The following is a 23,504-nucleotide window of genomic DNA, read 5'->3' on the forward strand; positions in this document are numbered from 1 at the left end:
GCTACTCGTCGGCGCGGACGGTGAACACCGGCACCGGCGAACTGCGGACGACTTTTTCGGTCGTGCTGCCGAGGAGGTAGCGACCGAGACCGCTGCGCCCGTGCGTCGCCATCACGACGAGGTCGACGGCGTTGTCCTCGACGTACGCGAGAATCTTCTCGTCGGGGTGGCCCTGGACGACGGCTTCTTCGACGTCGACGCCGCGGGCGACGTCGCTGTCGACGATGGCCGCCACCGCGTCCTCTCCCTCGTCTTCGAGCGCGTCGACCACCTCGGTTCCCACGGTAGTGAGACTGTCTCGCTGCGTGTCGGCGACGTAGAGGACGTGGACCGTCGCGTCGTACTGTCGCGCGAGGTCGAACGCGTGTTCTGCGGCCTGTCGGGACCCCTCACTTCCGTCGGTCGGAAGCAGTATCGTGTCGTACATCACGTCCCGCTACGGCCACGACGAAGATAAAACTCGGCGCGTGACGAGTGGGGTGTGCAGCCTTTTACCGATGGAACGCCTCCTGAACTGCGGTTGGAGACGATGAAGACCCAGTACTACACGGCAACGAGCATCGATGGATATCTCGCCGATGACGACAACTCCCTCGATTGGCTCTTCCAGTTCGGAGAGCTCGAGGAGATCGAGGGCGTGAACGACGAGTACCCGCAGTTCATCGATCAGGTCGGTGCCGCGGCGATGGGCTCGACGACGTACGAGTGGCTCCTCGAGCACGAAAATCTACTGGAGCATCCGGAAAAGTGGCCGTACGAGATTCCGACGTGGGTGTTCAGTACTCGCGAACTACCGGCGGTCGAAGATTCGGACGTTCGCTTCGTGCAGGGGGCTGTTGCGCCCGTCCACGCGGATATGGTGGAGGCCGCAGACGGCAAGAACGTCTGGCTCGTCGGTGGTGGCGATCTCGTCGGACAGTTCCACGATCACGGGCTGCTTGACGAGCTTATTCTCAGCGTTGCTCCCGTCACACTCGCTTCAGGTGCGCCGCTCCTGCCGCGCAGGATCACCACTCCTCCGCTGAAACTCACTAACGTGGCAAAACATGGCGAGGTCTTTGTGGCTCTCACCTATGAGGTGCAACGGTTCGGTGAAGAGTAATCGAGAAGCTAATCGAGAATCGTCCGACGCGTACCACCACAATTGTGCACAACTTTTCGGAAAAGAGGCGCACAACTATGCACGAACCCGAGCATTGAAGGCGGAGGCCGCCGCCAGTTCAGCCATGGCCGAGATAATCGACGGCAACGCCGTCGCCGCGGAGATTCGCGCCGACCTCCAAGACTCCATTTCCACGCTGACGGACGCGGGCGTGACGCCCGGCCTCGCCACCGTGCTGATGAGCGACGACCCAGCGAGCGAGACGTACGTCTCGATGAAACAACGCGACTGCGAGGAAGTCGGGATAAACGGCATCCACGTCGAACTCGACCCTGAGGCCCCCGCCGACGAACTGTACGACACCATCGACGACCTCAACGCCGACCCCGAGGTCCACGGCATCCTCGTCCAGATGCCCGTCCCCGACCACGTCGACACCCGTCGCGTCCTCCGCTCCATCGCGCCCGAGAAGGACGCCGACGGCTTCCACCCCGAGAACGTCGGTCGCCTCGTCGCCGGCGACGCGCGCTTCAAACCCTGTACCCCCCACGGCGTCCAGAAACTGCTCGAAGCGACTGGGGTCGACACCGAGGGTAAGGACGTCGTCGTCGTCGGCCGCTCCGACATCGTCGGTAAACCGCTGGCGAACCTCCTCATCCAGAAAGCCGAGGGCGGCAACGCGACGGTCACCGTCTGCCACTCCCGCACGAAGGACCTCGCAGCGAAGACGAAGCAGGCCGACGTTGTCGTCGCCGCCGTCGGCGTCCCCGAACTCGTCACCGGCGAGATGCTCTCGGAGGGCGTCACCGTCATCGACGTAGGCGTCAACCGCGTGGAAGCCGATACGGAGAAGGGCTACGAACTCGTCGGCGACGTGAAGTTCGAGAGCGCGAAGGAGAAAGCCAGCGCCATCACGCCCGTCCCCGGCGGCGTCGGGCCGATGACCCGTGCGATGCTGCTGTACAACACCGTCAAGGCCGCGAGCGAGCAGTCCGGCGTCGACGTCGACCTCCCCTGAGAGACTGTCGGCGCGTAAACAGTTATCCCGGTTCGTGACGAATACACGACATGGTCGCGTACCGTGAAGTGCAGCGGTTCCGTGAGACGACCCTCTGTTGGGCGGTCGTCGCGCTCCACCTCCAGACGCTGCTGTTCGCTGCTGTCGTCGTTCTCGGGGGCGGCGCCAGCGTCGTCGAGACGGCCGTCGTCTGTCTGGCGCTCACGCTTCCGCTGGTTCCGGTGGCCGCGCTGTCGCTGGTGACCGAAGTCGACGAGGAGGACGGCGTCGTCCGCATCCGAATCGCGCCGTTTCCGTGGACGCGAACGATACCGCTGGCGGACCTCGCGGCGGTCGAACCGGTTGACGACTTCTCCGTACTCGATGCGAGTCTCGGCGTAGACTCGCTGCTGCCGTGGCGCGAGAGCGCGACCTACTGTCTCGCGACGCCGGAGGGCGTCAGCATCCGCCTCCGGGACCGCCGCGAGATACGTCTCGGGTCGCGCCAGCCCGCCGAACTCCTCGGGAGGCTCGACCGCTTCGGGACGCGCCGAACGTGACTGCCGGGGGTTCGTCTCTGTGATTCCGCGGGTGCGCGGATGCGTAGAGCGGGCGACGAGCGTGGTTTCGACCGTGAGTCGGGGTTCGACGCTACTCCAGCCGCGAGAGGCGGTCCCGCGCCGTCGCCAGCGCGTCGAGATCGTCCTCGGCGATGTACTCGGCGAGTTCCTGCGTCGCCCGAACCAGCGCCTCCGACTCCGTCACCGGAACGTCGCCTTCGAGCGCGTGGACGCGCTTCTCGTGGTCTCGAATCGTCCCCAGCGTCGTCTGCGCCTCCGCGTCGGGTCGGCCTTCCAGCCACGTCACCGCCTCGCGGCGGTACTTCGAGACGACCGTCGCGTACGCGAGGCCGCGGGCGGCCGCCATCGACGCGGGAACGTCTTCGGGAGCGGGACGGTCTCCGACCTCCGTGCCGTTGAACAGCGTCAGCACGTAGAGGAACTCCGCTTCCGACGTCTCCCGCGAGCGGTCGTACACGTCGATGGCGTGCAGCAACTCCGCCGCGACGAGAATTCCGTCGTCCAGCGGTCGGAGGTCACCCTCGTGGACGAAGCCGCGCTTTCTGATGTACTCTCGGAGTCGCGGTTTCAGGTCGTCGACGACATCGGCCACGTCGCCGTCGGCGAGGGGTCCCTTCAGATCGGTCAAATCGAGGGGTTCGGCCGAGTCGGTGTGTCGTTTTCGCTCGTCGACCCCGACGCTTCTGATGCTCCCACAGTCGGGACAACTGACGCTACCCGTCTCGTAGTACGACCACTCGGTTCCGCACTCCGCACACTCGCGTCGACCCCGAATCTCCATAGTCGCGCTTCGGCGGCCCGAGGGAAAACGACACCGGGAGCGCGAGCGCTCCTGACTCGGAGGCGACGCGGTCACCCGATTACCCGCCGTGACTGACGTCGATACTTCCTTCGAAGCGTGAAATTCACGACTCCGGAAGCCTCCGAGGAACTATACTGTGCGGTGTCGAAGTTTATTCGAGATGATGAATGACCTCAGTGGCTTCCAACGAGACCTGCTGTACGTGATGGCTGGATTGGACAGACCGTCCGGACAAGAGATAAAGAGCGAACTGGAGTCGTACCTCGACTCGGAGGTCAACCACGGCCGCCTCTATCCGAACCTGGACGTGCTCGTCGAGAAGGAGTACGTGGAGAAGGGTGCCATCGACCGCCGGACGAACTACTACGACATCACGGAGTCGGGAGAGGATCTCCTCCGGCAGCGCCGCGAGTGGGAAGACCAGTACTTCACCGCTAACGCGTAGCACCGGGCCGATTCGTGCGGGGGTACCCGCTGACGGATTCGCGTGCGACACCGACAGCGCTGCAGACGAAACCGACTGAGGCACTCTTTGCGCCGCCGCGAAAACCGAGGAGACGACGCCCCATCACGGTGGGGTTCTTTGGCGGCCGTCGACCTACCGGGACCCATGCGCGACGAAGCGGAGATTCGAGAGCAGTACGAGTTTCTCAAGACGCAGTTGGACGACGAGGAGATGCGTCACGAGCGAGTCAGGCGGATGTTCACCCACTACAAGCGGGCGTTGGGATGGGTGCTCGAGGAGGAGCACATCTAAGCGAGAACGAACGTTTCACGCGTCGTCGGTAAGTTTAAGTAAAAACGTGCGGTACGTGCTTGTGACGCTTCGCTTGGAGGGCCGAAGCGTCAGCGGGGACCAATTCAGGGCGGCAAGCACCCACGCGGTATTTCGCGTGGCTTGCTTTCCTTTCACCGTACTACGTCACGAGCGACGGAGCCGTTCGGATGACAAAAACAACGTCAACGACCGACGAGCGACGTCACTCGATACTGAGTTCGCCGCCCGTATCGCCGTCGCCGTCTCCGTTCTCGTCCCACTCCAACTCGAACTCCACGCTGAGTTCGCCCGACCCGCCCGACGACGGGGTCTCGCGTTCGGCTTTCACCTCGAACGTCGGCTGTGACGGGACGTCGAGCGTCACCGACTGGTCTCCGGCCGAGAGCGTGAGCGACTCGCCTTCGTCGAGTTTCTCGGCGACCGTCCGCAGATAGTCGGCGATCTCCGCGCGGTTACGACGCTGTTCGGCCTTGAAGAGCACTTCTTCTGGCATACACCTCTGTACGGGAACCGGCGGGATAAATGTGACATCCTCCCGACGGCCGACGGATACGGAGGACGAGCCGCACGGGTCGAACGGTCCGCTGGGTGGATGGTCGCGACCGAAATCGATGGTCGAATTCCGGACATATTGGCCGGTTAAGCGGTCACGGAGCGAGAACCGTTCACTTCGATTATCAATACGGCGGCGGGGGAGGAGAGAGCAAGAACGGCCAGCGAACCGGAACGCGAAGTGGTAGTCGATATGCTTATTTCAAACCGACAGAAATACCGGCGTAGACGTTACCGATGCACGACTTGACAGGATTCCAGCGAGATCTGCTGTACGTGATTGCCGGGTTGGAGGAACCACACGGTCTCGCCATCAAAGAGGAACTGGAGGATTACTACGAGAAAGAGATTCACCACGGTCGGCTCTACCCCAACCTCGACACGCTCGTCGAGAAGGGACTCGTGGACAAAGGGCAGCGCGACCGACGGACCAACTACTACACGCTCACCCGTCGCGGACGACGCGAGATCAGCGCCCGCTCGAACTGGGAGTCCCGATACATCGAGACAGAGGCCGAAGCCGAGAACTAGGTCGACGACTTCGTTACGACTGTTTCCCGTCGTTCGCCGCATCGGTAGCGGCGTCTCTCTCCGCGTCGGAGTCGGTGTCGACGCCGTCGTCCGTCCCGTTCTCGGGGGACTCTGACACGTCGTTCGCCTCCGAGGCGTCGTCAGACACCGAGGAGTCACTCGCCTCCGAGGCGTCGCCTCCGGTGGTCCGTTCGTTCGTCGCTTCGGGCGTCCCCACCGTCTCAGTTCGCTCACCGGGTCGTTCGCCGCCGTTGGTCGTCTGGGCAGTCGCAGCCTCGAAGGGGTCGCCGGGCAGCCAGCCCGGGTCGACCGCGTGCGGTCGAATCGGTTCGCCGGAGACGAGTTCGGGGAGGATGATGCGCGCGAAGTGGACGACGAGCACGAGCAGCACCGGCATGAGGAAGATGCCGTACCACCCGAACAGAAGCGGTCCGAGCGTGTACGCGAGCATCACCGCGCCGACGTGCAACGAGCGCCCGGAGACGTACGGCCGGAGCACGAGGTCCGGGATGGTGTCGACGACGACGAACGAGACGATGGCGAAGGCGGCGACGAACCAGAGTCCGCCGGGATTCGACGGCGGCACGAACGCGGCGACGGCCATGTAGATGGCGACGGGGAAGTAGACGAGTTTCATCCCGACGACCGGGATGAGGCTCGCGACGCCCGCGAGCAACCCGATGAGCGCCGCCGCGGGGATGGCGACGCCCGGCGGTGCGAACGCGTTCAGCGCCGAGTACGCGATGACGCCGATGGTGCCGGTGACGGCCGCGTTGAGGATGTTGCCGAAGAAGATGCTGTTGAGGTCGTTGTCGACCGCTCGCAGGTAGGCGACGGACACGCTGTTCTCGTCGGCGATGCGCCACTGAAACCACTCGGCGAGCTTCCGGTCGTCGCGGAGCAGATAGAACGCGAGCGCGACCATCACGAACAGGTGGATGAGCCCGATGCCGAGGAACGCGAGCGTGCCCGCCGCCGAACCCAGCGAGTCGAGCACCGACTGGAGGTTCGAGGCCGTGAGATACTGGAAGAGATCGCCGGACAGCAGCGCTCGAACGTCTGTCAACTCCGTGAGCTGTTCGACGACCGTGGCGTCGAGACCGAGTCGTTCGGGGTTGATTCCGTTACCCGTCACCGACCCCAGTTGGCGGAGCACGATGAGCAGCGCGTAGCCGACGAGCGCCAGCGCCGGAAGCACCAGCGCGAACATCGCGACCGCCGCGGCGAGACTCGTCGGGTGGATGCGACGGTCGAGCCGGCGGAATATCGGGCGCGTCGCGTAGTAGATAAACAGCCCGAACACGACGGTTCCGACGAACGAGTAGACCACGTAACAGAGCGCGAGCGCTAGGAGGAGTGCGAGGAACCACCAGCCGAGCCGCGAACGATCGATGCCGAGAAGCGACCTCCCGGGTTCGACCTCTTTCTCAGTCGACATACAGACAGGCTGGCTGGAGGCGACAAAAACGTATCGCGCCCGGAGAGTTAACATACGTCGTCGCGTAGAGGAGTGGACATGCTCTCTCCCTCGATTCTGCAGGCGGGTGGTCCGTTGCCGGCCTCGTTCGATCAGACGGTCGCTCGTCTCGTCTTGGCGGCGGCGTTGGGCCTCTTTCTCGGCCTGGAGCGCGAGTGGTCCGAGAAATCCGCCGGTATCAGGACGTTCTCGCTGACGAGCCTCGTCGGTGCGGTGTTTACTGTTCTCGCGCGCGAGGAGTATCTCGGCGAAGCGCTGCTGGCTATCGGCGGCGTGCTCGTCATCGTCCAGGGCGTGTTACTGGCGGTACAGAGCCTCCAAGAGGGGGCGGAGGAAGGCTTACTTCTGACCACCTCCGTCTCGCTTCTGGTCGCCTACGGCGTCGGCGCGCTCGTCGCGTCGGGCTACATACTCGCGGGCGTTACCGTCGCCGTCGTCTCGTCGCTGCTACTCGTGCTCAAGCGTGAACTCCACGGGTTCGCGGGCGCGCTCTCGCGGGAGGAACTGCGGTCGTCGACCGAGTTCGCCATCCTCGCGTTCGTCGTCTACCCGCTGTTGCCACCCGGCGAGATCGATGTCTACGGCGTCCCGCTGGAACCGCGCGTCGCGTGGCTGATGGTGGTCACCGTCGCGGGTATCGGTATCATCAACTACGCCGTCGTCCGAAGCTATGGCGGCCGGGGCATCGCCGTCACCGGCTTCTTCGGCGGCCTCGCCTCCTCGACGGCCGTCGTAGGGACGATGCTCGACCACGTCAAACAGCACCCGGAGGCCGCCACCTACGGCGTCGCCGGGGTGTTGCTCGCCAACGCCGCGATGGCCGTCCGTAACCTCGCCATCGTGCTCCTCTTCACGCTCAACTCCTCGGGGCCGGTGCTGACCACCGCCGTCGTCCCCCTCGGCGTCATTGTCGTCGGCAGCGTCGCCGTCGCCGCCGTCGTCGCCGACTGGGGGGAGACCGTCGAGATGGACCTCGAAAGCCCGTTTTCGCTGCAGAACGCGCTCTCGTTCGGTTTCGTCTTCCTGCTCATCCTCGCGACGGGCGCGCTCGCGCAGGCCGAGTTCGGATCCGCCGGTCTGCTGGTCAGCGCGTTCGTCTCCGGACTCGTCTCCTCGGCGGGAGCGACCACCTCCGCGGTCCTGCTGTACCGAAGCGGCACCATCGGCGGTTCGGACGCCGTCGTCGCCGTCCTGCTCGCGACCGCCTCCAGCATCGTCGTCAAGGCGGCGCTGTCGGCGACTGGGCCGAAACGGTTCGCCCGCCGAGTGGCGGTGTGGAGCGTCGTCGTCCTCGCGGTGTCGGGGGTGACGACGCTGATCGTCGCGATGCTCGGGTGACCGGACGACCGAACGCCGGGTGCGACCCGTCGCCGGCGAACGTATCGCAATCATTGCCTGAAACGTAACGAACCTCTTAACATATCAGTCTCCGTAGCGCTGTCCATGAACCGCGAGACGGCCACCCCCGATGTGGAAGCGATGCCCGGGCGGCGCGCGCGCCAGTGGGCCGAGCGCCACCGCGAGCACGCCGCGCCGAGCACGTACGTTTACGACTTCGTCTGGGACACCTCCGCTCCCGCGGAGGGGCCGTTCTGCACCGACGTCGACGGTAACGTCCTTCTGGACTTCACGAGTCACGTCGCCGCCGCGCCGCTGGGGTACAACAATCCCAAGATCGTGGAACCGATGGCGGAGTTCGACCTCGTCGACCCCCTCAAAATCGCCGGGCAGGACTTCTACGCCTCCAGCGGCCGCGGCTACGACGACGACCCGCTTCCGGGTCCGGCGGGACTGATGGAGCGTCTCGTCGACGCTACCGACCACTACGGGATGGACACGGTGTTTCTCTCGAACTCGGGTGCCGAGGCCGTCGAGAACGCGCTCAAGATCAGCTACGACCACTCCGACGGCGGCAAGTACGGCATCACCTTCGACGGCGCGTTCCACGGGCGAACGCTCGGTGCGCTCTCGCTGAACCGCTCGAAGGAGGTCTACCGTCGAAAGTTCCCCGAGATTGCGGGCGTCCACGACATGCCGTACTGCGACGACCGGACCTGCTCGGCCGACTCCTGTTCGTGCGGCTTCTTTATCGACGACACCTCGCGCCTCCGTGAGAAACTCCACCCCAAGCGCGGCCACATCAACCCCGAGGAACTCTCCTACATCATCCTCGAACCGATTCAGGGCGAGGGCGGCTACCGCATCCCGAGCGACGCGTTCATGCGGGAACTCGCTGACCTCGTCGACGAGTACGACATCACACTCATCGCCGACGAGATTCAGTCGGGCGTCGGCCGGACCGGGAAGATGTGGGGCTCCGACCACTTCCCCATCGAACCCGACGTCATCACCGCCGCGAAGGGGTTGCGCGTCGGCGCGACTATCTCGAAGAGAGAGATGTTCCCCGCCGAGAAGGGTCGACTCTCCTCGACGTGGGGCGCGGGCGATATCATCGCGTCGCTGCAGGGTGCGCTCACGCTCGACGCCATCGCGGAGTACGACCTGCTGGACAACGCCGTGGTCCGCGGCGAGCAGTTCCTCGAAACGATGGCCGACGCCGACCTGCCGGGCGTCGAGGACGTCCGCGGCACGGGGCTGATGCTCGGCGTCGAGTTCGAGACGAAAGAACACCGCGACGCGGTGCAGGAGGCGGCGCTGAAGCGCGGTCTGCTCACTCTCGCGTGCGGCTACAAAGTCCTCCGAATCCTCCCGCCGCTGGACGTGACCGAGCGCGAGATCTCGCTCGGCTGTGACCTGCTCGGCGACGCCATCGAGGCGACGGCCTGAGCTGGCGAGCCTTTTTGAACGAGAACGGGGCCACCTCGTTTCGTGACCTGAAAACCGACGCAGGAACGGCCGAGGCGGGTGTACGGAGCGCCGTCCTGCGAGTCGGAGAGGTGAACGATACTCCGTCTGTTAGCCATTCAGGGTCTGCGAAAGCGGTGCAACCGAGTGGCGCGCGCCGGAGCGCCCCCCGTGGGCGCGACCACTCGTGCGAGGGGTGAGTAGCGCAGGGAGCGGAGCGACCGAGCAACGCAGTCGGTTGGGGAGGCCGAGGCTCAGCGCGTGTCGCGCCGTCGTGCGCGACCGCGCAAGACGGCCCTGGCGGACATGCAAAGGGCGAGGCGACCCGCACACCGGCGGGTCGCCGAGGGCTTTCTACATCTGATACCGACGCACGTCGTCGCGCTCGGGGTACTGGTTCGCGCCCGTCATCTCGTCGTACGTCATCCCGGCGAGATACTCGTCGTAGGTGGTGTCGTACGCCTGCCGGAGATGAAAGTCCAGGTCGCCGCTGGCGACGGTCGACTGGAACAGCGCGTGCACCGCGCGTCGAAGCAACTCGCCGTCGTCGCCGTCGAAGACGGCAGACAGCATCGCCAACTCGTGTTTCGTCTCGCGGTCGAGGTCGAGCGAAATCGAGTCGCCGTACTCACCGTACTGCGCGTCCACGTCGTCGCGGAGATCGTCGAGGCTCACACCCGCAGGTGGAGCGGCGGCCGATTACCGTTTTCGGCTTCGTGGAAGGCCGACTCAGGCGATACCCGCGCCGCAGTCCCGGCAGACGGTGCGCCCGGTGACGTTATGCGTCCCACAGTCGGGACAGTCGGTGTAGCTGCCGCGCCGTCGCGACGGCAGGCGGTCGCGTTCGCCGAGCGCGCCCGAGACGACGAGCGAGACGCCAACGAGCAGCACGAGCCAACCGAGCGGGCCGGCCGCGAGCAGCACGAGCGTGGACGCCGGGAAGACGATAACCGCGACGCCGAGTCGGATAGCGGTGCGTGGATTCATAGCCGCCGATTCGACTCCGGCACCATATACTTTCACCCTGATTCGTATTGGTGTCAACAAAATCACGGGAGCGACGAACGTTCGCCGAATCGAGACGTTCGGGAACCGTCACCGCTTAACCGCCGGGAGACCACGAGCCGACGATGACCGACGTATCGGCCGACGCCGAGGAGAATCCCGACCACCGACTCTCGGCCGCGCCGACGGAGTTCGACGCCGTCCGCGACGCCCTCGTCGAGTGGTACGAGGCGGACCACCGCGACTACCCGTGGCGGCGGACCGACAGCTCGTACGCGATTCTCGTCTCGGAGGTGATGAGCCAGCAGACGCAACTCGACCGCGTCGTCCCCGCGTGGGAGGCGTTTCTCGACCGCTGGCCGACCGTTTCCGACCTCGCGGCGGCCGACCGCGCCGACGTGGTCTCCTTCTGGTCGAGCCATAGCCTCGGCTACAACAACCGCGCAAAGTATCTCCACGAGGCGGCGAACCAGGTCGAATCCGAGTACGACGGCGAGTTCCCGCGGACGCCCGAGGAGTTGCAGAACCTAATGGGCGTCGGGCCGTATACCGCCAACGCGGTGGCGAGTTTCGCGTTCAACAACGGTGACGCCGTCGTCGACACCAATGTGAAACGGGTGCTGCACCGCGCGTTCGACGTCCCGGACGAGGACGCGGCGTTCGAGACGGCGGCAGCCGAACTCATGCCCGAGGGCGAGTCGCGCGTTTGGAACAACGCCATCATGGAGTTAGGGGGAGTTGCCTGCACGAAGACGCCGACGTGCGACGAGTCGGGGTGTCCGTGGCGGCGCTGGTGTCACGCGTACGAGACGGACGACTTCACCGCGCCGGACGTGCCGACGCAGCCCAGTTTCGAGGGGAGTCGACGACAGATGCGTGGGCGAGTGATCCGGATTCTGGGGGAGTACGACGAACTCGCGCTCGACGCGCTCGGCCCCCGCGTCCGCGTCGACTACGGCGGCGAGACGGGCCGCGAGTGGCTCCGCAAGCTCGTCGACGACCTGGCGAGCGACGGGCTCGTGGCGGTCGTCGACGCCGACGACGAACCCGACAGCGAGACAAGCGTTCGGCTCCGGCGCTGAACCGCCGACACCCGCTCAGGGCACTTTGAGGTACGCGTAGCCGTCGGCCTGTCGCCGCGTGAGTTCACCGACTCCCGAGGAGACACGCTCAACCCCGGCGAGGAGGTCGTCGGTCGAGAGGTTGCGGTTTCGCATCGCGTTTCCGCAGGCGCAAAAGTCGATGCCTCGGTCTGCGAGTGCCGCGAGTCGGTCGGGCGCGACGGAGTCGTTGGTGAGCAGAAAGACCGCGTCGCCGGTCGCGACGAGCACGACCCGGTCGATGTCGGCGCTGCTGTCGTCGAGCAGGTTCTCGACGTTCGCCAGCGCGTGCGTTTGGTCGTCTCCGTCGCCGCTGGAGAGGTGAAAGGCGGTTCGCATAGGGAGGAGACGACGTCCGAGGGGATGAACTTGAGCGACGGTCGCTGAGGCGATGGTCTCCGTCCCCACAGTTTTGTGTGGCGGCATCCGAGCACTCGTCATGCCGACACACGTCGTCGCCGTCTGCGGGAGCCTCCGGGAACGGAGCTACACCCGGCTGTCGCTACAGCGTGCGCTCGAGGCCGTCGAGGAGACCGGAGGAACCGCCGAGCTGGTCGACCTCCGGGAGTACGACCTCCCGACGCTGAACGCCGACGAGCGGACCGCAGGCGACGCGGAACCGTTGCGTCGAACGCTCCGCGAGGCGGACGCCGTCCTACTCGGCACGCCCGTCTACCACGGGTCGTACTCGGGCGTGCTGAAGAACGCGCTCGACTACTGCCGGTTCGACGAGTTCGAGGGAAAGACGGTCGGTCTGCTCGCCGTCGCTGGCGGGGCGTTTCCGGTAACGGCGCTCGACCAACTCAGGTCGGTCTGTCGGGCGTTCAACGCGTGGGTGCTCCCGCATCAAGTCGCCGTGCCGCGAGCCAGCGGCGCGTTCGAAGACGGGGAGTTAGTCGACGAACGGCTCGACTCGCGCGTCGCGACGCTCGGGCGGCGAGTCGTCGAGTACGCGACCATCGAACCCGACCCGCCGACGTTCGAGAGCGACCAGAACGTCGGCGCGGGCGAGCGGTCGGCGGAGTAACCCGGGAGGAGGTACCGCTCTCAGTTCGTCTCGGCGCGAGTGAGGTCCGGCGGCAGCCACAACGGTTGCCGGTGTCGCTCTTCGAAATCGAGGGAGTCGTCGCCCGCGAGCGCCCGCGCGTCAGCAACCGAGTAGACGGAGCCGTTCTCGTGAAAGACGCCGTTGATTCGCCCTTTCTCGCGCTGTACAGGCAGGTACGCCGGTTTTAGCATCAGCGACCAGAAGAAGTCGCCGGCGACGGGACCGCCTCGAATCGTCTCTGCGAGCGAGGCGTAGTTGGGCAGAAACTTGTTCGGCGGTTCCTCTCTGGTCCGCTGCCACTCGGTGAGCCATACTGGTTTGCCGTGCTCGTCGGCGAACTCGCGGGCCTCCTGCATCTTTTCGTTCATCTTCCGCGCCGTCGGCGGGAGATTGAAGTGGAACTGGAGCACGTCGAGTTCAGGGTCGTCGTACAGCGCATTGTATCGGAGTCCCTTACAGCCCATCGTCAGCGGGAGATTCTCACGATTCTCGTCGGCGACGCGGAGCATCCGGCGTGCGAACTTCAGCCGCTTGCCCCAGTCACCCGGTTCGTTCATGATCTCGAGCGCGAGCAGCGCGTCGTCGTCGCCGTAGCGGTCGACGAACCACTCGACGTACTCGCGCGGACCACCCGACCGCCGACCGAATCGGTCGTCGGTGTCGCGTTCCTCGTCCGTGTGTTCCGCCCTGTTGCCGAGGCCGAGCGCCCGCTTCGCCTCCGAGAAGATGCCGCCGTCTCCGTCGCCGCTTCCGCCACCGTCGCCGCGACCCGTCCACCGACTCTCGTCGTTGATAATGTCGTGTGACGGCGATCGGACGGCGCAGGCGGTGTGCGGGTCGCGGTCGCGACAGCGTTCGCGGGTCGGCTCCTTGCCCGCGCTCTCGAAGAGAATCGGGAGGACGCGGACCCCCTCCTCCTCGGCGGTCGACAGCAGGTCGTCGACGCGTCGCTCCATCACCTCCGGCGCGTCGAACCAGTACTCGTAGCTGAGAAAGAGGCGGAGCGCGTCGCGGTTCAATCGCTTGGCGAGGCGGAAGTCGCGCTCGGTCTCGTCGGGGTCGTACGCCTCCCAGAACTGGTAGGCGTTGAACGCCCGCGCGGGGACGTACACCGCGCCGTGGACGCCCGAGAGCGTCTCGTCCGTGGCGGTCGACATGACGTGGACGAGTGCCACGCGGAGTCGGTTATCGGTTCGGTGCGAAACGACGACACTCCGACGAAGAAGACAATCGTTTTGGTCTCGCTCGCACCGAGAACACCTCATGCACGCCATCACCGGGAGCGGCTGGGTCGAACTCATCACCGGCTCCATGTTCTCCGGGAAGACAGAGGAACTGCTGCGACGCCTCCGCCGCGCCGAAATCGCGGGGCAGGAGGTAGCGGTGTTCAAACCGGCTATCGACGACCGTTACGGCGAGACGACCATCGGGTCGCACAACGGCCGTCAGTGGGCGGCGACCGTCGTCGACAACGAGGGCGACGGCGTCTGGCAGATGCTCGACGACCTCAACGGCGAGCAGGTCGTCGCAATCGACGAGGCGAACTTCTTCTCGGCGACGCTCGTCGAAGTGTGCGAGGCGCTCGCCGCCGACGGCCGCCGCGTTATCGTTTCCGGGACCGACCAGACGTTCCGCGGCGAACCGTTCGACCCGGTTCCGCAGTTGATGGCATTGGCCGAGTACGTCGACAAGCTACAGGCTATCTGCACCGTCTGCGGCGAACCCGCGACGCGGAACCAGCGACTCATCGACGGCGAACCCGCCCACGTCGACGACCCGACCATCATGGTCGGCGCGGAGGAGTCCTACGAGGCCCGCTGTCGGAACTGTCATACCCTCCGGAGCGACTAGTACGACCGTGACTACGTGGGTGGAGAACCCCCGGAACGGCCGCGATCGCGGCCCGCGCGGTCTGGCGCGCGCGTGGGTCGAGGTGCTGATTCGCCCGCGGCGCTTCTTCCGCAACGGCGTCGCCCCCGGCGACCAGGCTCCGGGGTTGGTGTTCGGCGTGCTGGTCGCGCTCTGTTTCGTCGGCGGGACGCTCGCGTTCTCCAGCGGGACGGTGCTCGGAACCGACCTGATTCCGCTCGTCGCCGACAGTCGCGCGGTGACGGGCCTCCTGTTGCTCCTCGGCGTGGCGTTGTTCGTCGCGCCCGCGACGCTTCACTTGACCGCTGCGCTACAGACGGTGCTTCTCGTGCTCGCCGTCCGCGACCGCGCGGGCGTCAGCGAGACGGTCCAGACAATCGCCTACGCGACAGCGCCCTGCGTACTCGCCGGCATCCCGATACCCGAACTCCGGGTCGTCTGTGCGTTCTACGGGGCAGGGTTGCTCGCCATCGGCATCAGCGAGGTGCACCGGACCTCGTTGCTGCGGGCGGCGCTCGTCTCGGCGCTTCCCTCGGTGGTCGTCTTCGGCTACGCGTTTCGGGGACTGAGTCCGCTCGTGACCCTCGTCGAAGGGTTCCTTCGCTCGTTGACGCTCATCTGAGCACCGCGATCGGTTACGGAGGCTAGCGAGACGACGCCACGAACACGAATCGAAATTCGAAACCGACTGACACAGCCGTTATCGCCGCCGATTTCGGGACGGTAAGTGTCCACTCGAACACGGAACGCCGTCGCGTCGATTCTGCCGCTCGCTCGTAGAGGACTTTCGACAACCGTTTTAGGGCGGGGCCATTTTCTCCGAGCAAATGGGTACGTGTATCATTTGCGGCACGCCCGTCGAGGGCCGAATTTGCGATAGCCACCAAGAAGACGTAGTGTTCGAATTCCGCGGTAACGACGCGTCACAGTTGGTTTCGGGCCGCTTCTACAGCGGCACCGTCGACGGCTACGCCGACTTCGGCGTCTTCGTCGACCTCGCGTCGAACGTCACCGGTCTGCTGCACCGCAGCGAACTCGACCGCCGACTCGAGAGTCTCCACTGGGAACCGGGCGACACCGTCTTCGTCCAGGTCAAGAACGTCCGCGACAACGGCAACATCGACCTCGGCTGGTCGATTCGCCAGTCCGAACGCGACTTCCGCGGTGCGCTCGTCCAGGATGCAGAGGGCGACCACGACGTCGGCGAGGGAGACGAGAGCGCCGACGAGACCGAGGACGAGCCTGACGAACCCGAGACGCCGACGGTTCGGCACGGCAGCACCTCGCGCACCGACGAGGCCAGCACCGACGAAAACAGCACCGACGACAGCAGCGCCGGCCGCGACGACAGCCAGAGCCGAGAAGAGGCGGCGTCCGAACCGACCGCGAGTTACGAGCGCGTCGAAATCGGCACGCTGAGTGACCGCGTGGGTGAGACGGTCCGCATCGAAGGCGAAGTCGTCAGCGCCCAACAGACGGGCGGCCCGACCGTCTTCGAGGTCCGCGACGAGACGGGCGTCGTCGACGCCGCCGCGTTCGTCGAGGCGGGCGTCCGCGCCTACCCCGAAGTCGACGTCGGGTCGCTCGTCCGACTCGACGGCGAGGTCGAACTCCGCCGCAACGAGATTCAGGTCGAGACGGAGGCGCTCGTCTCGCTTGCGGGCGACGACGCGGACGCGGTCCAGTCGCGACTCGACGACGCGCTCCGCGGCCGCGCCCGCCCCGATAGTGTGACGCCGCTGGCGGACCACGACGCCGTCTCCGCGGTCGAGACGCAACTGCAGGACGCCGCCGAGGAGATTCGCCGCGCCGTCTTCGAGTCCCGCCCCATCATCGTGCGCCACACCGCCACCGCCGACGGCTACGTCGCCGGCGCGGCCGTCGAGCGCGCCGTCCTCCCGCTGATCCGCGAGGAGCACGCCAAATCCGACGCCGAGTACCACTACTTCGACCGTCGTCCGCTCGAAGAGGCCGTCTACGGGATGGACGCCGCGACCAACGACGTGACGCGGATGCTGCAGGACCGCGACCGCCACGGCGAGAAACTGCCGCTCGTGCTCCTCGTCGGGACGGGCGCGACGGTCGAATCCAGCGACGGACTCGACCTGCTCAGCATCTACGGCGCGAAGCGCGTCGTCGCCGACGCTGCCGCCGTCGACGCCGAAATCGAGGAGTCGACCGACGTGCTCGTCTCGCCGGTGCTCGCCGACGCCGACGCGTCGGACCTCTCGACGGGCGCGCTCGTCGCCAACCTCGCGGCCGCCGTCAACGACGACGTGCGCGACGACCTGCGACACTTGCCTGCAGTAAGCTACTGGGAGAACGCGCCCGAAGCGTACCTCGACGCCGCGATCGACGCGGGCTACGACGAGACGTACGTCCGCGAACTCCGCGAGGCCGTCGCGCTGGAGGCGTACTACCAGTCCTACGAGGACAAGCGCGAACTCATCACCGACCTGCTGTTCGACAACGGCGTCACCCCGAACGGCGACGGCGAGAACGCGGGCAACCTCGCCAGCCACGTCTCCGAGCAGTTCCGCTTGAAACTCGACGCCGAAGTCGAGACGGCGCAGGCGAACCTCGAATCGCGCGAGGCCGAGGGCGTCGACTTCGCCGTCCTCGACACGGACGCGTACACCCACCGCTTCGACTTCCCGCCGACGGCGCTGCTGCTCGACGAACTCCACCGCCGCGAACGCGAGGGGGAGACGTTCGTCACTATCGGCGTCGCGATGGACGAACTCTACCTCCGCAGCACCGCCGACGTGGACCTCCGCGCCGTCGCCGAGGCCGCCCGTGAACGAGCGCCCGAGGCAGGCATCACGGCCGTCGGCATCCGCGAGGGTCGCATCGAGTTCCTCTCGGGTCGTCGCGAGCAGGTGAAAGAGGCCGTCGTCGGCGCCGTCGCCGAGCAACTGGCGTAAGCGGTCGGAAGACCCTCTCGTTCTCGCTATCTCTCGCTCTCTGAACTCGACGCTCGCAGCGACCGCGCCGTCACGCCTCGGCCGTCGACTCCAGCGGAACCGAGTCCGTTCGATAGGCCTCGAAGACGCGGCGCGCCCACTCGCGGGCGATGCCGTCGTCGGTGTCGACGAAGACGCGCATCGACCCCGTCTCGTCGTCGTAGCCGCCGATGCCGACGCGGTCGTCGAAGATGGCTAATCCGTAGGGAAGCGCCTCGCGCGTCCGGAGTGCGAGGTGGCCGCGCTCGATAGCGTTGGCGACCTGCTCGGGGTGCGTCGAGCGAAGCGCGTCGACGACGACAGGGAGGTAGATGAGCTCACTCTCGGTGTCGTCGAACAGCGAGGCGTAGAAGTGCTCGGCGCCCGGGGGGACCATGTGCGTCGTGTTGAAGCCGCGGAAGGTGTCGCTCTCCTCCAAGAGGGCGAGGAATCGCGCGACGGGTCTATACGGGTCTTCTGGCGTGGGCGTCGTCACGACGGCGTCGGCGAACGGCTCGACGATGAACTCCTTGTGGTCGGGGCAGATACACTCCAACAGCGGTTCGAGTCGGGCCGCTGCGCGGAGGTTCCGCTCGAATCGGAGCATCTCCTCTGCGACCGTCTCCCCGCGACCGGTGAGGGCCCAGCGACCGTCGCGACGCTCGGCGAGTCTCCCCTCCTGAAGCCAGCGAGTGAACCGGTGGCTCGTCGCGCGCGAGATTCCCAGTCGCGTCTGGATGTCGCGTCGGTCCAGCGGTCCCTCGATGAGCAGTTCCAGTAGCTCCCGGTGTCGGAGCACGTCCAGCAGTTCGTCCGTCTCCAGTCGTCGGCCCCCGGTCTCTCGTTCCAGCGAGTCCGGTCGGAGCGCGTACGACTGCTGGAGCAACTCCTCGAATAGTGATGCTCTGTCCATAGTCTCTCCTCCCCCGTGAGGAATCCGTACAGAATCGGAGGCCGTCTCGCGGCATAACCGTTGTCTCAGGCCGTGAGACACGTCCGTTTCCGGGAGACGGATCTCCGAAATTAACTATAGCTGAGTCGGTCGCCTCCGGACAGCTATGGCAGAAGCAGCCGACACCACGACACCGACACCGACCGACCGAACCGAAGCGCTCGCGGGCGAACTGTTCGCCGGCGCGAACGCGGCGCTCACGCTGTTCAGCGTCTACCTCGGGACGCGACTCGGACTGTACGACGCGCTCGCGGCGGCGGGGGCGCAGACGCCCGGCGAACTCGCGGACCGAACCGGAACCGACGAGCGGTACGTCCGCGAGTGGCTCGAACACCAGACCGTCTCGAAAATCCTCACGGTCGACGACGAGCGCGCCGCGGCCGGAGAGCGACGCTACTCGCTCCCCGAGGCGCACGAACCCGTCCTCGTCGACCGCGACAGCCTTTACTACCTCGCGCCGCTGGCGCGGGCGGGCGCCGGACTCGTCGGGCCGCTCGACGACATCGTCGACGCCTACCGCACTGGTGAGGGCGTCCCCTTCGCCGACTACGGGGCGAATCTCCACGAGGGACAGGCGGCGATGAACCGCCCGGCGTTTCTCCACCTGCTCGGTGAGGCGTGGCTACCGAGCATCTCGGACGTGCACGAACGGCTCTCCGCGGAGTCACCGGCGCGCGTCGCCGACATCGGCTGCGGCCACGGCTGGTCGAGCATCGGCGTCGCGCGGGCGTATCCGAACGTCCGCGTCGACGGCTACGACCTCGACGAAGCGTCCATCGAGGCGGCGAAGAAGAACGCCGAGGCGTACGGCGTCGCCGACCGCGTCAGTTTCGAGGTGCGCGACGCGAGCGACCCCGCGCTCGAAGGCAAGTACGACCTCGTAACGGCGTTCGAGTGCGTCCACGACATGGCCGACCCGGTCGGCGCGCTGACGACGATGCGCCGCCTCGCCAACGGCGAGGGGACCGTCGTCGTGATGGACGAGCGCGTCGGCGACGAGTTCACCGCCGACGCGGGCGAGATAGAGCAGTTCCTCTACGGCTGCAGCGTCTTCCACTGCCTGCCTGTCGGACGCGTCGGCGAGCACTCCGCCGCCACGGGGACCGTGATGCGGACCGAGACGCTCCGCGGCTACGCCGAGGAAGCCGGGTTCGGGACCTTCGAGGTGCTCCCCATCGAGAACGAGTTCTGGCGGTTCTACCGGATGGAGGCCTGAGATGAGTGCGGGAGAAGAACACCAGAACGCCTCGGTGCCGTGGAAATCGCCGGTCGTCCGCGTCGTGCTCGCGAGCACGTTGCTCGCGCCGCTCGGCGTGCCGCTGGTCAGTCCGGCGCTACCCGTCATCCGAGACGTTTTCGGCGTCACCGACGCCGCGGCGAGTCTGCTCATCACCGCGTACTTCCTGACGGGCATCGTGCTCTCGCCGTTCATCGGCATGCTCGCCGACCGAATCGGCCGGCGGCGCGTGCTCGTCGTGAGCCTGCTCGTCTTCGGCCTCTCCGGCGGCGCGGTCTACGTCGCCGCCGACTTCGCGACGGTGCTCGCGCTCCGCCTCGTCGGCGGGACGGCCGCGGCGGGCGTGTTCATCACGACGGTCACCATCCTCGGCGACGCGTTCGACGGCGTTCAGCGAAACGCCGTCCTCGGCGCGAACACGGCGATGCTCTCGGCGGGCGCGGCGGCGTTCCCCATCGTCGGCGGGGCGCTCGTCGCCTACGGCTGGAACGTCCCGTTTCTGGCGTACTTGCTGGCCGTCCCGTTGGCGGTCGTCGCGTGGTTCGCGCTCGCCGACCTCGAACACGACACCGAACCCGAGGAGGAGGGGTCCGTCCAGTATCTCCGCGGCGTCGCGGGGTCGCTCGTCGCCTCGGGGACCGTCGTCTACTACGTCGCGACGTTCGCCGCGGAGCTACTGTTCTTCGGCGCGGTGCTGACGACGCTGCCGTTCCTCCTGACGGGGACGTTCGCGCTCTCGCCGCTTCTCGTCGGTCTGACGCTGACCGTCGCGGAGGTGGCGGCCATCGCCGTCGCGGTGTCGAACGGTCGATTCGCGAAGCGCGTCCGCAACGGACCGCTCGTCGCCGCCGGCTTCGCCTGTCTGGCGGTCGGCCTCGGCGTCGGGTGGCTCGCGACCGGCTTCGGTCCAGCCTCGGGGGCGGTGGGTCCGCTCGTCGTCGGCGTCGGCGTGCTGTTCGTCGGCGCGGGCGCGGGGCTCGTCCTCCCTTCGGTCGACGCCGAAGTGAGCCGTCTCGTCCCGACGCACTTCCGCGCCGGGGCGCTCAGCCTCCGCAACAGCGCGACGTTCCTCGGCCGCGCAGCCGGACCCGTCGTCTTCGCCGGAATCGCGGTCGTGACCGGCTACGCGACGCTGCTGCTGGTCGCGGGCGTCGCGTCGCTCGTCTGCGCGGTCGTCCTCGCGTTCGTGACCGGACGCGTAATCGAGGACGTGGAGGACGCCGTCGACGACGCGGTTGCGACCACGGAGGTGCGCTGAGATGGCCGCCGGAAGACGCGACGCCGACTAACGGGTTCCGCCGAGAATCGCGGGCGACACGCCTATTCAGAACTCGTTGCCGGAACTGACCTGTCACGGCTGCGGCCCGGCGAACCCGCACGGCCACCACCTGCACAGCTACCTGAGCGACGACGGCGAGTCACTGGTGGCGGTCGCCGACCCCGACGCCCGGTACAACGCGGGCGCACCGAACGTGATGTACGGCGGCTACATCGCGTCGTTGCTCGATTGCCATTCGATGTGGACCGCGATGACGTTCGCGGCGGAAGCAGAGGGAGTTCCGCTCGACACCGACCCGCACATCACCTACGCCACCGCCGAGTTGACCGTCGAGTCCCACCGACCGACGCCGCTGGACCGCCCGATTCACCTCCGCGCGTGGGTCGACGGCGACGTGGGTCGGCGGATGCGAATCCGGAGCGAACTCGGTCCCGTCGGCGAGGTGACGGCGACGGGGAGCGTCGTCGCCGTCCGAATCGTCTGACCGCGGTCGCCGTCCTTTCACGATTGCCCGCGGGAGCGACACCCTTAACCCCGAAAACCGACGACACGGAGGTAATGAATCGACTCGTCGCCCGTACGGAGGTCTCACCGACGCGATGAGTACCGACAGTCCCGACGCTTCCGACGCGACCGAAGAAGAATCCGAAGCGTTCCGCGAAGCGTGCGCAGAGCTCGCCCGACGCATCGTCGACGGCGACATCGATCGCGACGACCTCGAATCCGAGAAGCTCAAGGTCTGTTCGGAGTTCTCCTCGCCGAAGGTACCGAAGAACACCGAGGTTCTCGAACACGCGCCGGACGAGCACCGCGACGACGTGAAGGAGGTCGTCCGACGCAAACCCGTCCGGACGGCTTCGGGTGTCTCGCCGGTCGCCATAATGACCTCGCCGCAGATGTGCCCGCACGGGAAGTGTCTCTACTGCCCCGGCGGCCCGGCGTCGGAGTTCTCCTCCTCGCAGAGCTACACTGGCCACGAACCCGCCGCCGCCCGCGGGGTGCAGAACGACTACGACCCGTACGGGCAGGTGACGCTGCGACTCGAACAACTGCGCCACATCGGCCACCCCGTCGACAAGGTCGAACTCATCCTGATGGGCGGGACGATGACCGCCCGCAGCCACGACTACCAGGAGTGGTTCGTCAAGCGCGCGCTGGAGGCGATGAACGACTACGATCTGGATTCGAAGCCAGCGCCCGCCGAGGACCAGTCGTTCAAGCCCGACCCCGAAAATGTCGAGTTCCGCTACCTGGAAGACGTCATCGCCGAGAACGAAACTGGACAGATTCGAAACATCGGGACGACGTTCGAGACGAAGCCGGACTGGTGCGACCCCGAGCAGATCGACAGGATGCTCGATTTGGGCGCGACGAAGGTCGAGGTGGGCGTCCAGACCACCTACGAGCGCATCAACCGCGAGATGCATCGCGGTCACGGCAACCAAGCTTCCATCGACGCCAACCGCCGCCTGCGCGACGCGGCGTTCAAGGTCGGCTTCCACATGATGCCCGGCCAGCCGGGCATGACGCGCGACATGTGCGTCGAGGACTTCCGTCAGCTGTTCGAGAACCCGCAGTGGCGACCCGACTACCTCAAAATCTACCCGACGCTCGTCGTCCGCGGCACGCGCATCTACGACCGGTGGCGGCGCGACGACTACGACCCGCTGACGAACGAGGAGGCCGCCGACATCGTCGCAGAGGCGATGGGGAAGATTCCGAAGTACACGCGCCTCCAGCGCGTCCAGCGCGACATTCCCGCCGACTTCATCGACGCCGGAGTGTGGAAGTCGAACCTCCGGCAACTCGCCGAACAGCGAGCCGAGGAGAGAGGAATCGAACTCCACGACATCCGCGCCCGCGAGGTGGGGATGAACGAGGCGACGCCTAACCAGCCGGACATCGAACTCGGCGTGCTTGAGTACGAGGCCGGCGGGGGTACCGAGAAGTTCATCAGCTTCGAAGATACGGAACAAAACCTCCTCGTCGGCTTCTGTCGCCTCCGCTTCCCGTCGTACTCGCACGCCGCTCCCGAGGGCGGCGCGGCACTCTCCGCGCGCGACCCCGTGCGCCGCGAACTCGAAGACGCGGCGCTCGTCCGCGAACTCCACGTCTACGGGAGCGAGGCGGGCATCGGCGCGGACGGCGAGTGGCAGCACAAGGGCTACGGGAAGAAGCTGCTCCGAGAGGCCGAAGATATCGCGGCCGACGCCGGCTTCGAGAAGATTTCGGTCATCTCCGGCATCGGCGTTCGCCAGTACTACCGCGAGAAGATGGGCTACCACCAGGACGGTCCGTACGTCAGCAAACGACTCTGAACGCGAGCGAAGCGAGCGAGCGCAAGCGCGACCGTAGGGAGCGTGAAGCGCTTTTGATCGATGTTTTACCGAGGGCGCGCGGAGCGCGCCCGCAGCGTAAACGGTCGTGGTGGTAGGTTTATACCGTCC

Annotated in this window: 26 protein-coding genes; 17 read left to right on the forward strand and 9 right to left on the reverse strand. The window is 66.4% G+C overall.

Annotated features, from left to right (window positions below):
• Nucleotide 1: 1 nt before the first annotated feature.
• Nucleotides 2-427, reverse strand: a complete 426-nt coding sequence (locus LAQ74_RS04295) for a universal stress protein (RefSeq protein ID WP_224335418.1) — start codon at nt 425-427, stop codon at nt 2-4.
• Between the two features lie 102 nt (nt 428-529).
• Between LAQ74_RS04295 and LAQ74_RS04300 the strand changes: the two genes are divergently transcribed.
• From LAQ74_RS04300 to LAQ74_RS04310, 3 genes are all read left to right on the forward strand, one after another.
• Nucleotides 530-1,102: a dihydrofolate reductase family protein gene (locus LAQ74_RS04300; RefSeq protein ID WP_224337380.1), complete on the forward strand. Its 573-nt coding sequence runs from the start codon at nt 530-532 to the stop codon at nt 1,100-1,102.
• Between the two features lie 124 nt (nt 1,103-1,226).
• Complete coding sequence (folD, locus tag LAQ74_RS04305) at nt 1,227-2,120, forward strand: bifunctional methylenetetrahydrofolate dehydrogenase/methenyltetrahydrofolate cyclohydrolase FolD (protein WP_224335420.1); 894 nt, start codon at nt 1,227-1,229, stop codon at nt 2,118-2,120.
• A 50-nt stretch (nt 2,121-2,170) separates the two neighbouring features.
• Nucleotides 2,171-2,659, forward strand: coding sequence for a hypothetical protein (locus tag LAQ74_RS04310; RefSeq protein WP_224335421.1), 489 nt, complete (start codon nt 2,171-2,173; stop codon nt 2,657-2,659).
• Nucleotides 2,660-2,750: 91 nt separating this feature from the next.
• Here LAQ74_RS04310 and LAQ74_RS04315 read toward each other — a convergent pair whose 3' ends face one another.
• A complete protein-coding gene (locus LAQ74_RS04315; protein WP_224335422.1) occupies nt 2,751-3,461 on the reverse strand; it encodes a DUF7117 family protein in 711 nt (236 codons plus the stop codon).
• Between the two features lie 184 nt (nt 3,462-3,645).
• Between LAQ74_RS04315 and LAQ74_RS04320 the strand changes: the two genes are divergently transcribed.
• Both LAQ74_RS04320 and LAQ74_RS04325 read left to right on the forward strand, forming a co-directional pair.
• Nucleotides 3,646-3,927 carry a PadR family transcriptional regulator gene (locus LAQ74_RS04320; RefSeq protein WP_224335423.1) on the forward strand — a complete coding sequence of 94 codons (282 nt, stop codon included), beginning with the start codon at nt 3,646-3,648 and terminating at the stop codon, nt 3,925-3,927.
• Nucleotides 3,928-4,092: 165 nt separating this feature from the next.
• Nucleotides 4,093-4,239, forward strand: coding sequence for a hypothetical protein (locus LAQ74_RS04325; protein ID WP_224335424.1), 147 nt, complete (start codon nt 4,093-4,095; stop codon nt 4,237-4,239).
• A 223-nt stretch (nt 4,240-4,462) separates the two neighbouring features.
• Here the strand turns inward: LAQ74_RS04325 and LAQ74_RS04330 are convergent, their stop codons facing one another.
• Nucleotides 4,463-4,753: an amphi-Trp domain-containing protein gene (locus LAQ74_RS04330; RefSeq protein ID WP_224335426.1), complete on the reverse strand. Its 291-nt coding sequence runs from the start codon at nt 4,751-4,753 to the stop codon at nt 4,463-4,465.
• A gap of 296 nt (nt 4,754-5,049) precedes the next feature.
• Here LAQ74_RS04330 and LAQ74_RS04335 point away from each other — a divergent pair, with 296 nt between their 5' ends.
• Nucleotides 5,050-5,343 (forward strand): PadR family transcriptional regulator, encoded by a 294-nt coding sequence (locus LAQ74_RS04335; protein WP_224335428.1) that lies wholly within the window; start codon nt 5,050-5,052, stop codon nt 5,341-5,343.
• Nucleotides 5,344-5,356: 13 nt separating this feature from the next.
• Here LAQ74_RS04335 and LAQ74_RS04340 read toward each other — a convergent pair whose 3' ends face one another.
• Entirely contained in the window at nt 5,357-6,781 is a 1,425-nt protein-coding gene (locus LAQ74_RS04340; RefSeq protein WP_224335430.1) for an AI-2E family transporter, read from the reverse strand.
• 78 nt (nt 6,782-6,859) lie between these two features.
• Here LAQ74_RS04340 and LAQ74_RS04345 point away from each other — a divergent pair, with 78 nt between their 5' ends.
• Together LAQ74_RS04345 and LAQ74_RS04350 are read left to right on the forward strand one after the other, a co-directional pair.
• Complete coding sequence (locus LAQ74_RS04345; RefSeq protein ID WP_224335432.1) at nt 6,860-8,158, forward strand: MgtC/SapB family protein; 1,299 nt, start codon at nt 6,860-6,862, stop codon at nt 8,156-8,158.
• A 105-nt stretch (nt 8,159-8,263) separates the two neighbouring features.
• Nucleotides 8,264-9,607, forward strand: coding sequence for a class-III pyridoxal-phosphate-dependent aminotransferase (locus LAQ74_RS04350; RefSeq protein WP_224335434.1), 1,344 nt, complete (start codon nt 8,264-8,266; stop codon nt 9,605-9,607).
• Between the two features lie 372 nt (nt 9,608-9,979).
• On the opposite strand, the gene LAQ74_RS04355 is transcribed toward LAQ74_RS04350, so the two are convergent.
• Nucleotides 9,980-10,300 carry a ribbon-helix-helix protein gene (locus LAQ74_RS04355; RefSeq protein ID WP_224335436.1) on the reverse strand — a complete coding sequence of 107 codons (321 nt, stop codon included), beginning with the start codon at nt 10,298-10,300 and terminating at the stop codon, nt 9,980-9,982.
• Nucleotides 10,301-10,354: 54 nt separating this feature from the next.
• Nucleotides 10,355-10,612, reverse strand: coding sequence for a hypothetical protein (locus LAQ74_RS04360; RefSeq protein ID WP_224335438.1), 258 nt, complete (start codon nt 10,610-10,612; stop codon nt 10,355-10,357).
• Between the two features lie 143 nt (nt 10,613-10,755).
• Here LAQ74_RS04360 and LAQ74_RS04365 point away from each other — a divergent pair, with 143 nt between their 5' ends.
• Nucleotides 10,756-11,712: an HhH-GPD family protein gene (locus LAQ74_RS04365; protein WP_224335440.1), complete on the forward strand. Its 957-nt coding sequence runs from the start codon at nt 10,756-10,758 to the stop codon at nt 11,710-11,712.
• A gap of 15 nt (nt 11,713-11,727) precedes the next feature.
• On the opposite strand, the gene LAQ74_RS04370 is transcribed toward LAQ74_RS04365, so the two are convergent.
• Complete coding sequence (locus LAQ74_RS04370) at nt 11,728-12,069, reverse strand: DsrE family protein (protein WP_224335442.1); 342 nt, start codon at nt 12,067-12,069, stop codon at nt 11,728-11,730.
• Between the two features lie 100 nt (nt 12,070-12,169).
• Here LAQ74_RS04370 and LAQ74_RS04375 point away from each other — a divergent pair, with 100 nt between their 5' ends.
• On the forward strand, nt 12,170-12,757 hold the full coding sequence (locus LAQ74_RS04375; RefSeq protein ID WP_224335449.1) for an NADPH-dependent FMN reductase: 588 nt from the start codon (nt 12,170-12,172) through the stop codon (nt 12,755-12,757).
• Between the two features lie 20 nt (nt 12,758-12,777).
• Here the strand turns inward: LAQ74_RS04375 and LAQ74_RS04380 are convergent, their stop codons facing one another.
• Nucleotides 12,778-13,935, reverse strand: coding sequence for a glycoside hydrolase 5 family protein (locus LAQ74_RS04380; protein ID WP_224335450.1), 1,158 nt, complete (start codon nt 13,933-13,935; stop codon nt 12,778-12,780).
• 106 nt (nt 13,936-14,041) lie between these two features.
• Here LAQ74_RS04380 and LAQ74_RS04385 point away from each other — a divergent pair, with 106 nt between their 5' ends.
• The 3 genes from LAQ74_RS04385 to LAQ74_RS04395 all read left to right on the forward strand — a co-directional run bounded on the left by LAQ74_RS04385 (nt 14,042) and on the right by LAQ74_RS04395 (nt 17,571).
• A complete protein-coding gene (locus LAQ74_RS04385) occupies nt 14,042-14,629 on the forward strand; it encodes a thymidine kinase (protein ID WP_224335451.1) in 588 nt (195 codons plus the stop codon).
• A 7-nt stretch (nt 14,630-14,636) separates the two neighbouring features.
• Nucleotides 14,637-15,269 (forward strand): YIP1 family protein, encoded by a 633-nt coding sequence (locus LAQ74_RS04390; RefSeq protein WP_224335452.1) that lies wholly within the window; start codon nt 14,637-14,639, stop codon nt 15,267-15,269.
• A gap of 205 nt (nt 15,270-15,474) precedes the next feature.
• Nucleotides 15,475-17,571, forward strand: a complete 2,097-nt coding sequence (locus tag LAQ74_RS04395) for a DHH family phosphoesterase (protein ID WP_224335453.1) — start codon at nt 15,475-15,477, stop codon at nt 17,569-17,571.
• Between the two features lie 70 nt (nt 17,572-17,641).
• On the opposite strand, the gene LAQ74_RS04400 is transcribed toward LAQ74_RS04395, so the two are convergent.
• On the reverse strand, nt 17,642-18,502 hold the full coding sequence (locus tag LAQ74_RS04400; protein ID WP_224335455.1) for a helix-turn-helix transcriptional regulator: 861 nt from the start codon (nt 18,500-18,502) through the stop codon (nt 17,642-17,644).
• A 145-nt stretch (nt 18,503-18,647) separates the two neighbouring features.
• Between LAQ74_RS04400 and LAQ74_RS04405 the strand changes: the two genes are divergently transcribed.
• From LAQ74_RS04405 to LAQ74_RS04420, 4 genes are all read left to right on the forward strand, one after another.
• On the forward strand, nt 18,648-19,757 hold the full coding sequence (locus LAQ74_RS04405; RefSeq protein WP_224335457.1) for a class I SAM-dependent methyltransferase: 1,110 nt from the start codon (nt 18,648-18,650) through the stop codon (nt 19,755-19,757).
• A 1-nt stretch (nt 19,758) separates the two neighbouring features.
• Nucleotides 19,759-21,036, forward strand: a complete 1,278-nt coding sequence (locus LAQ74_RS04410; RefSeq protein WP_224335459.1) for an MFS transporter — start codon at nt 19,759-19,761, stop codon at nt 21,034-21,036.
• Nucleotides 21,037-21,112: 76 nt separating this feature from the next.
• On the forward strand, nt 21,113-21,541 hold the full coding sequence (locus LAQ74_RS04415) for a PaaI family thioesterase (protein ID WP_224335466.1): 429 nt from the start codon (nt 21,113-21,115) through the stop codon (nt 21,539-21,541).
• 115 nt (nt 21,542-21,656) lie between these two features.
• Nucleotides 21,657-23,375 (forward strand): tRNA uridine(34) 5-carboxymethylaminomethyl modification radical SAM/GNAT enzyme Elp3, encoded by a 1,719-nt coding sequence (locus tag LAQ74_RS04420; RefSeq protein ID WP_224335467.1) that lies wholly within the window; start codon nt 21,657-21,659, stop codon nt 23,373-23,375.
• Nucleotides 23,376-23,504 lie beyond the last annotated feature (129 nt).

It is taken from the genome of Haloprofundus halobius (genome assembly GCF_020097835.1).
GTDB classification, from domain to species: Archaea; Halobacteriota; Halobacteria; order Halobacteriales; family Haloferacaceae; genus Haloprofundus; species Haloprofundus halobius.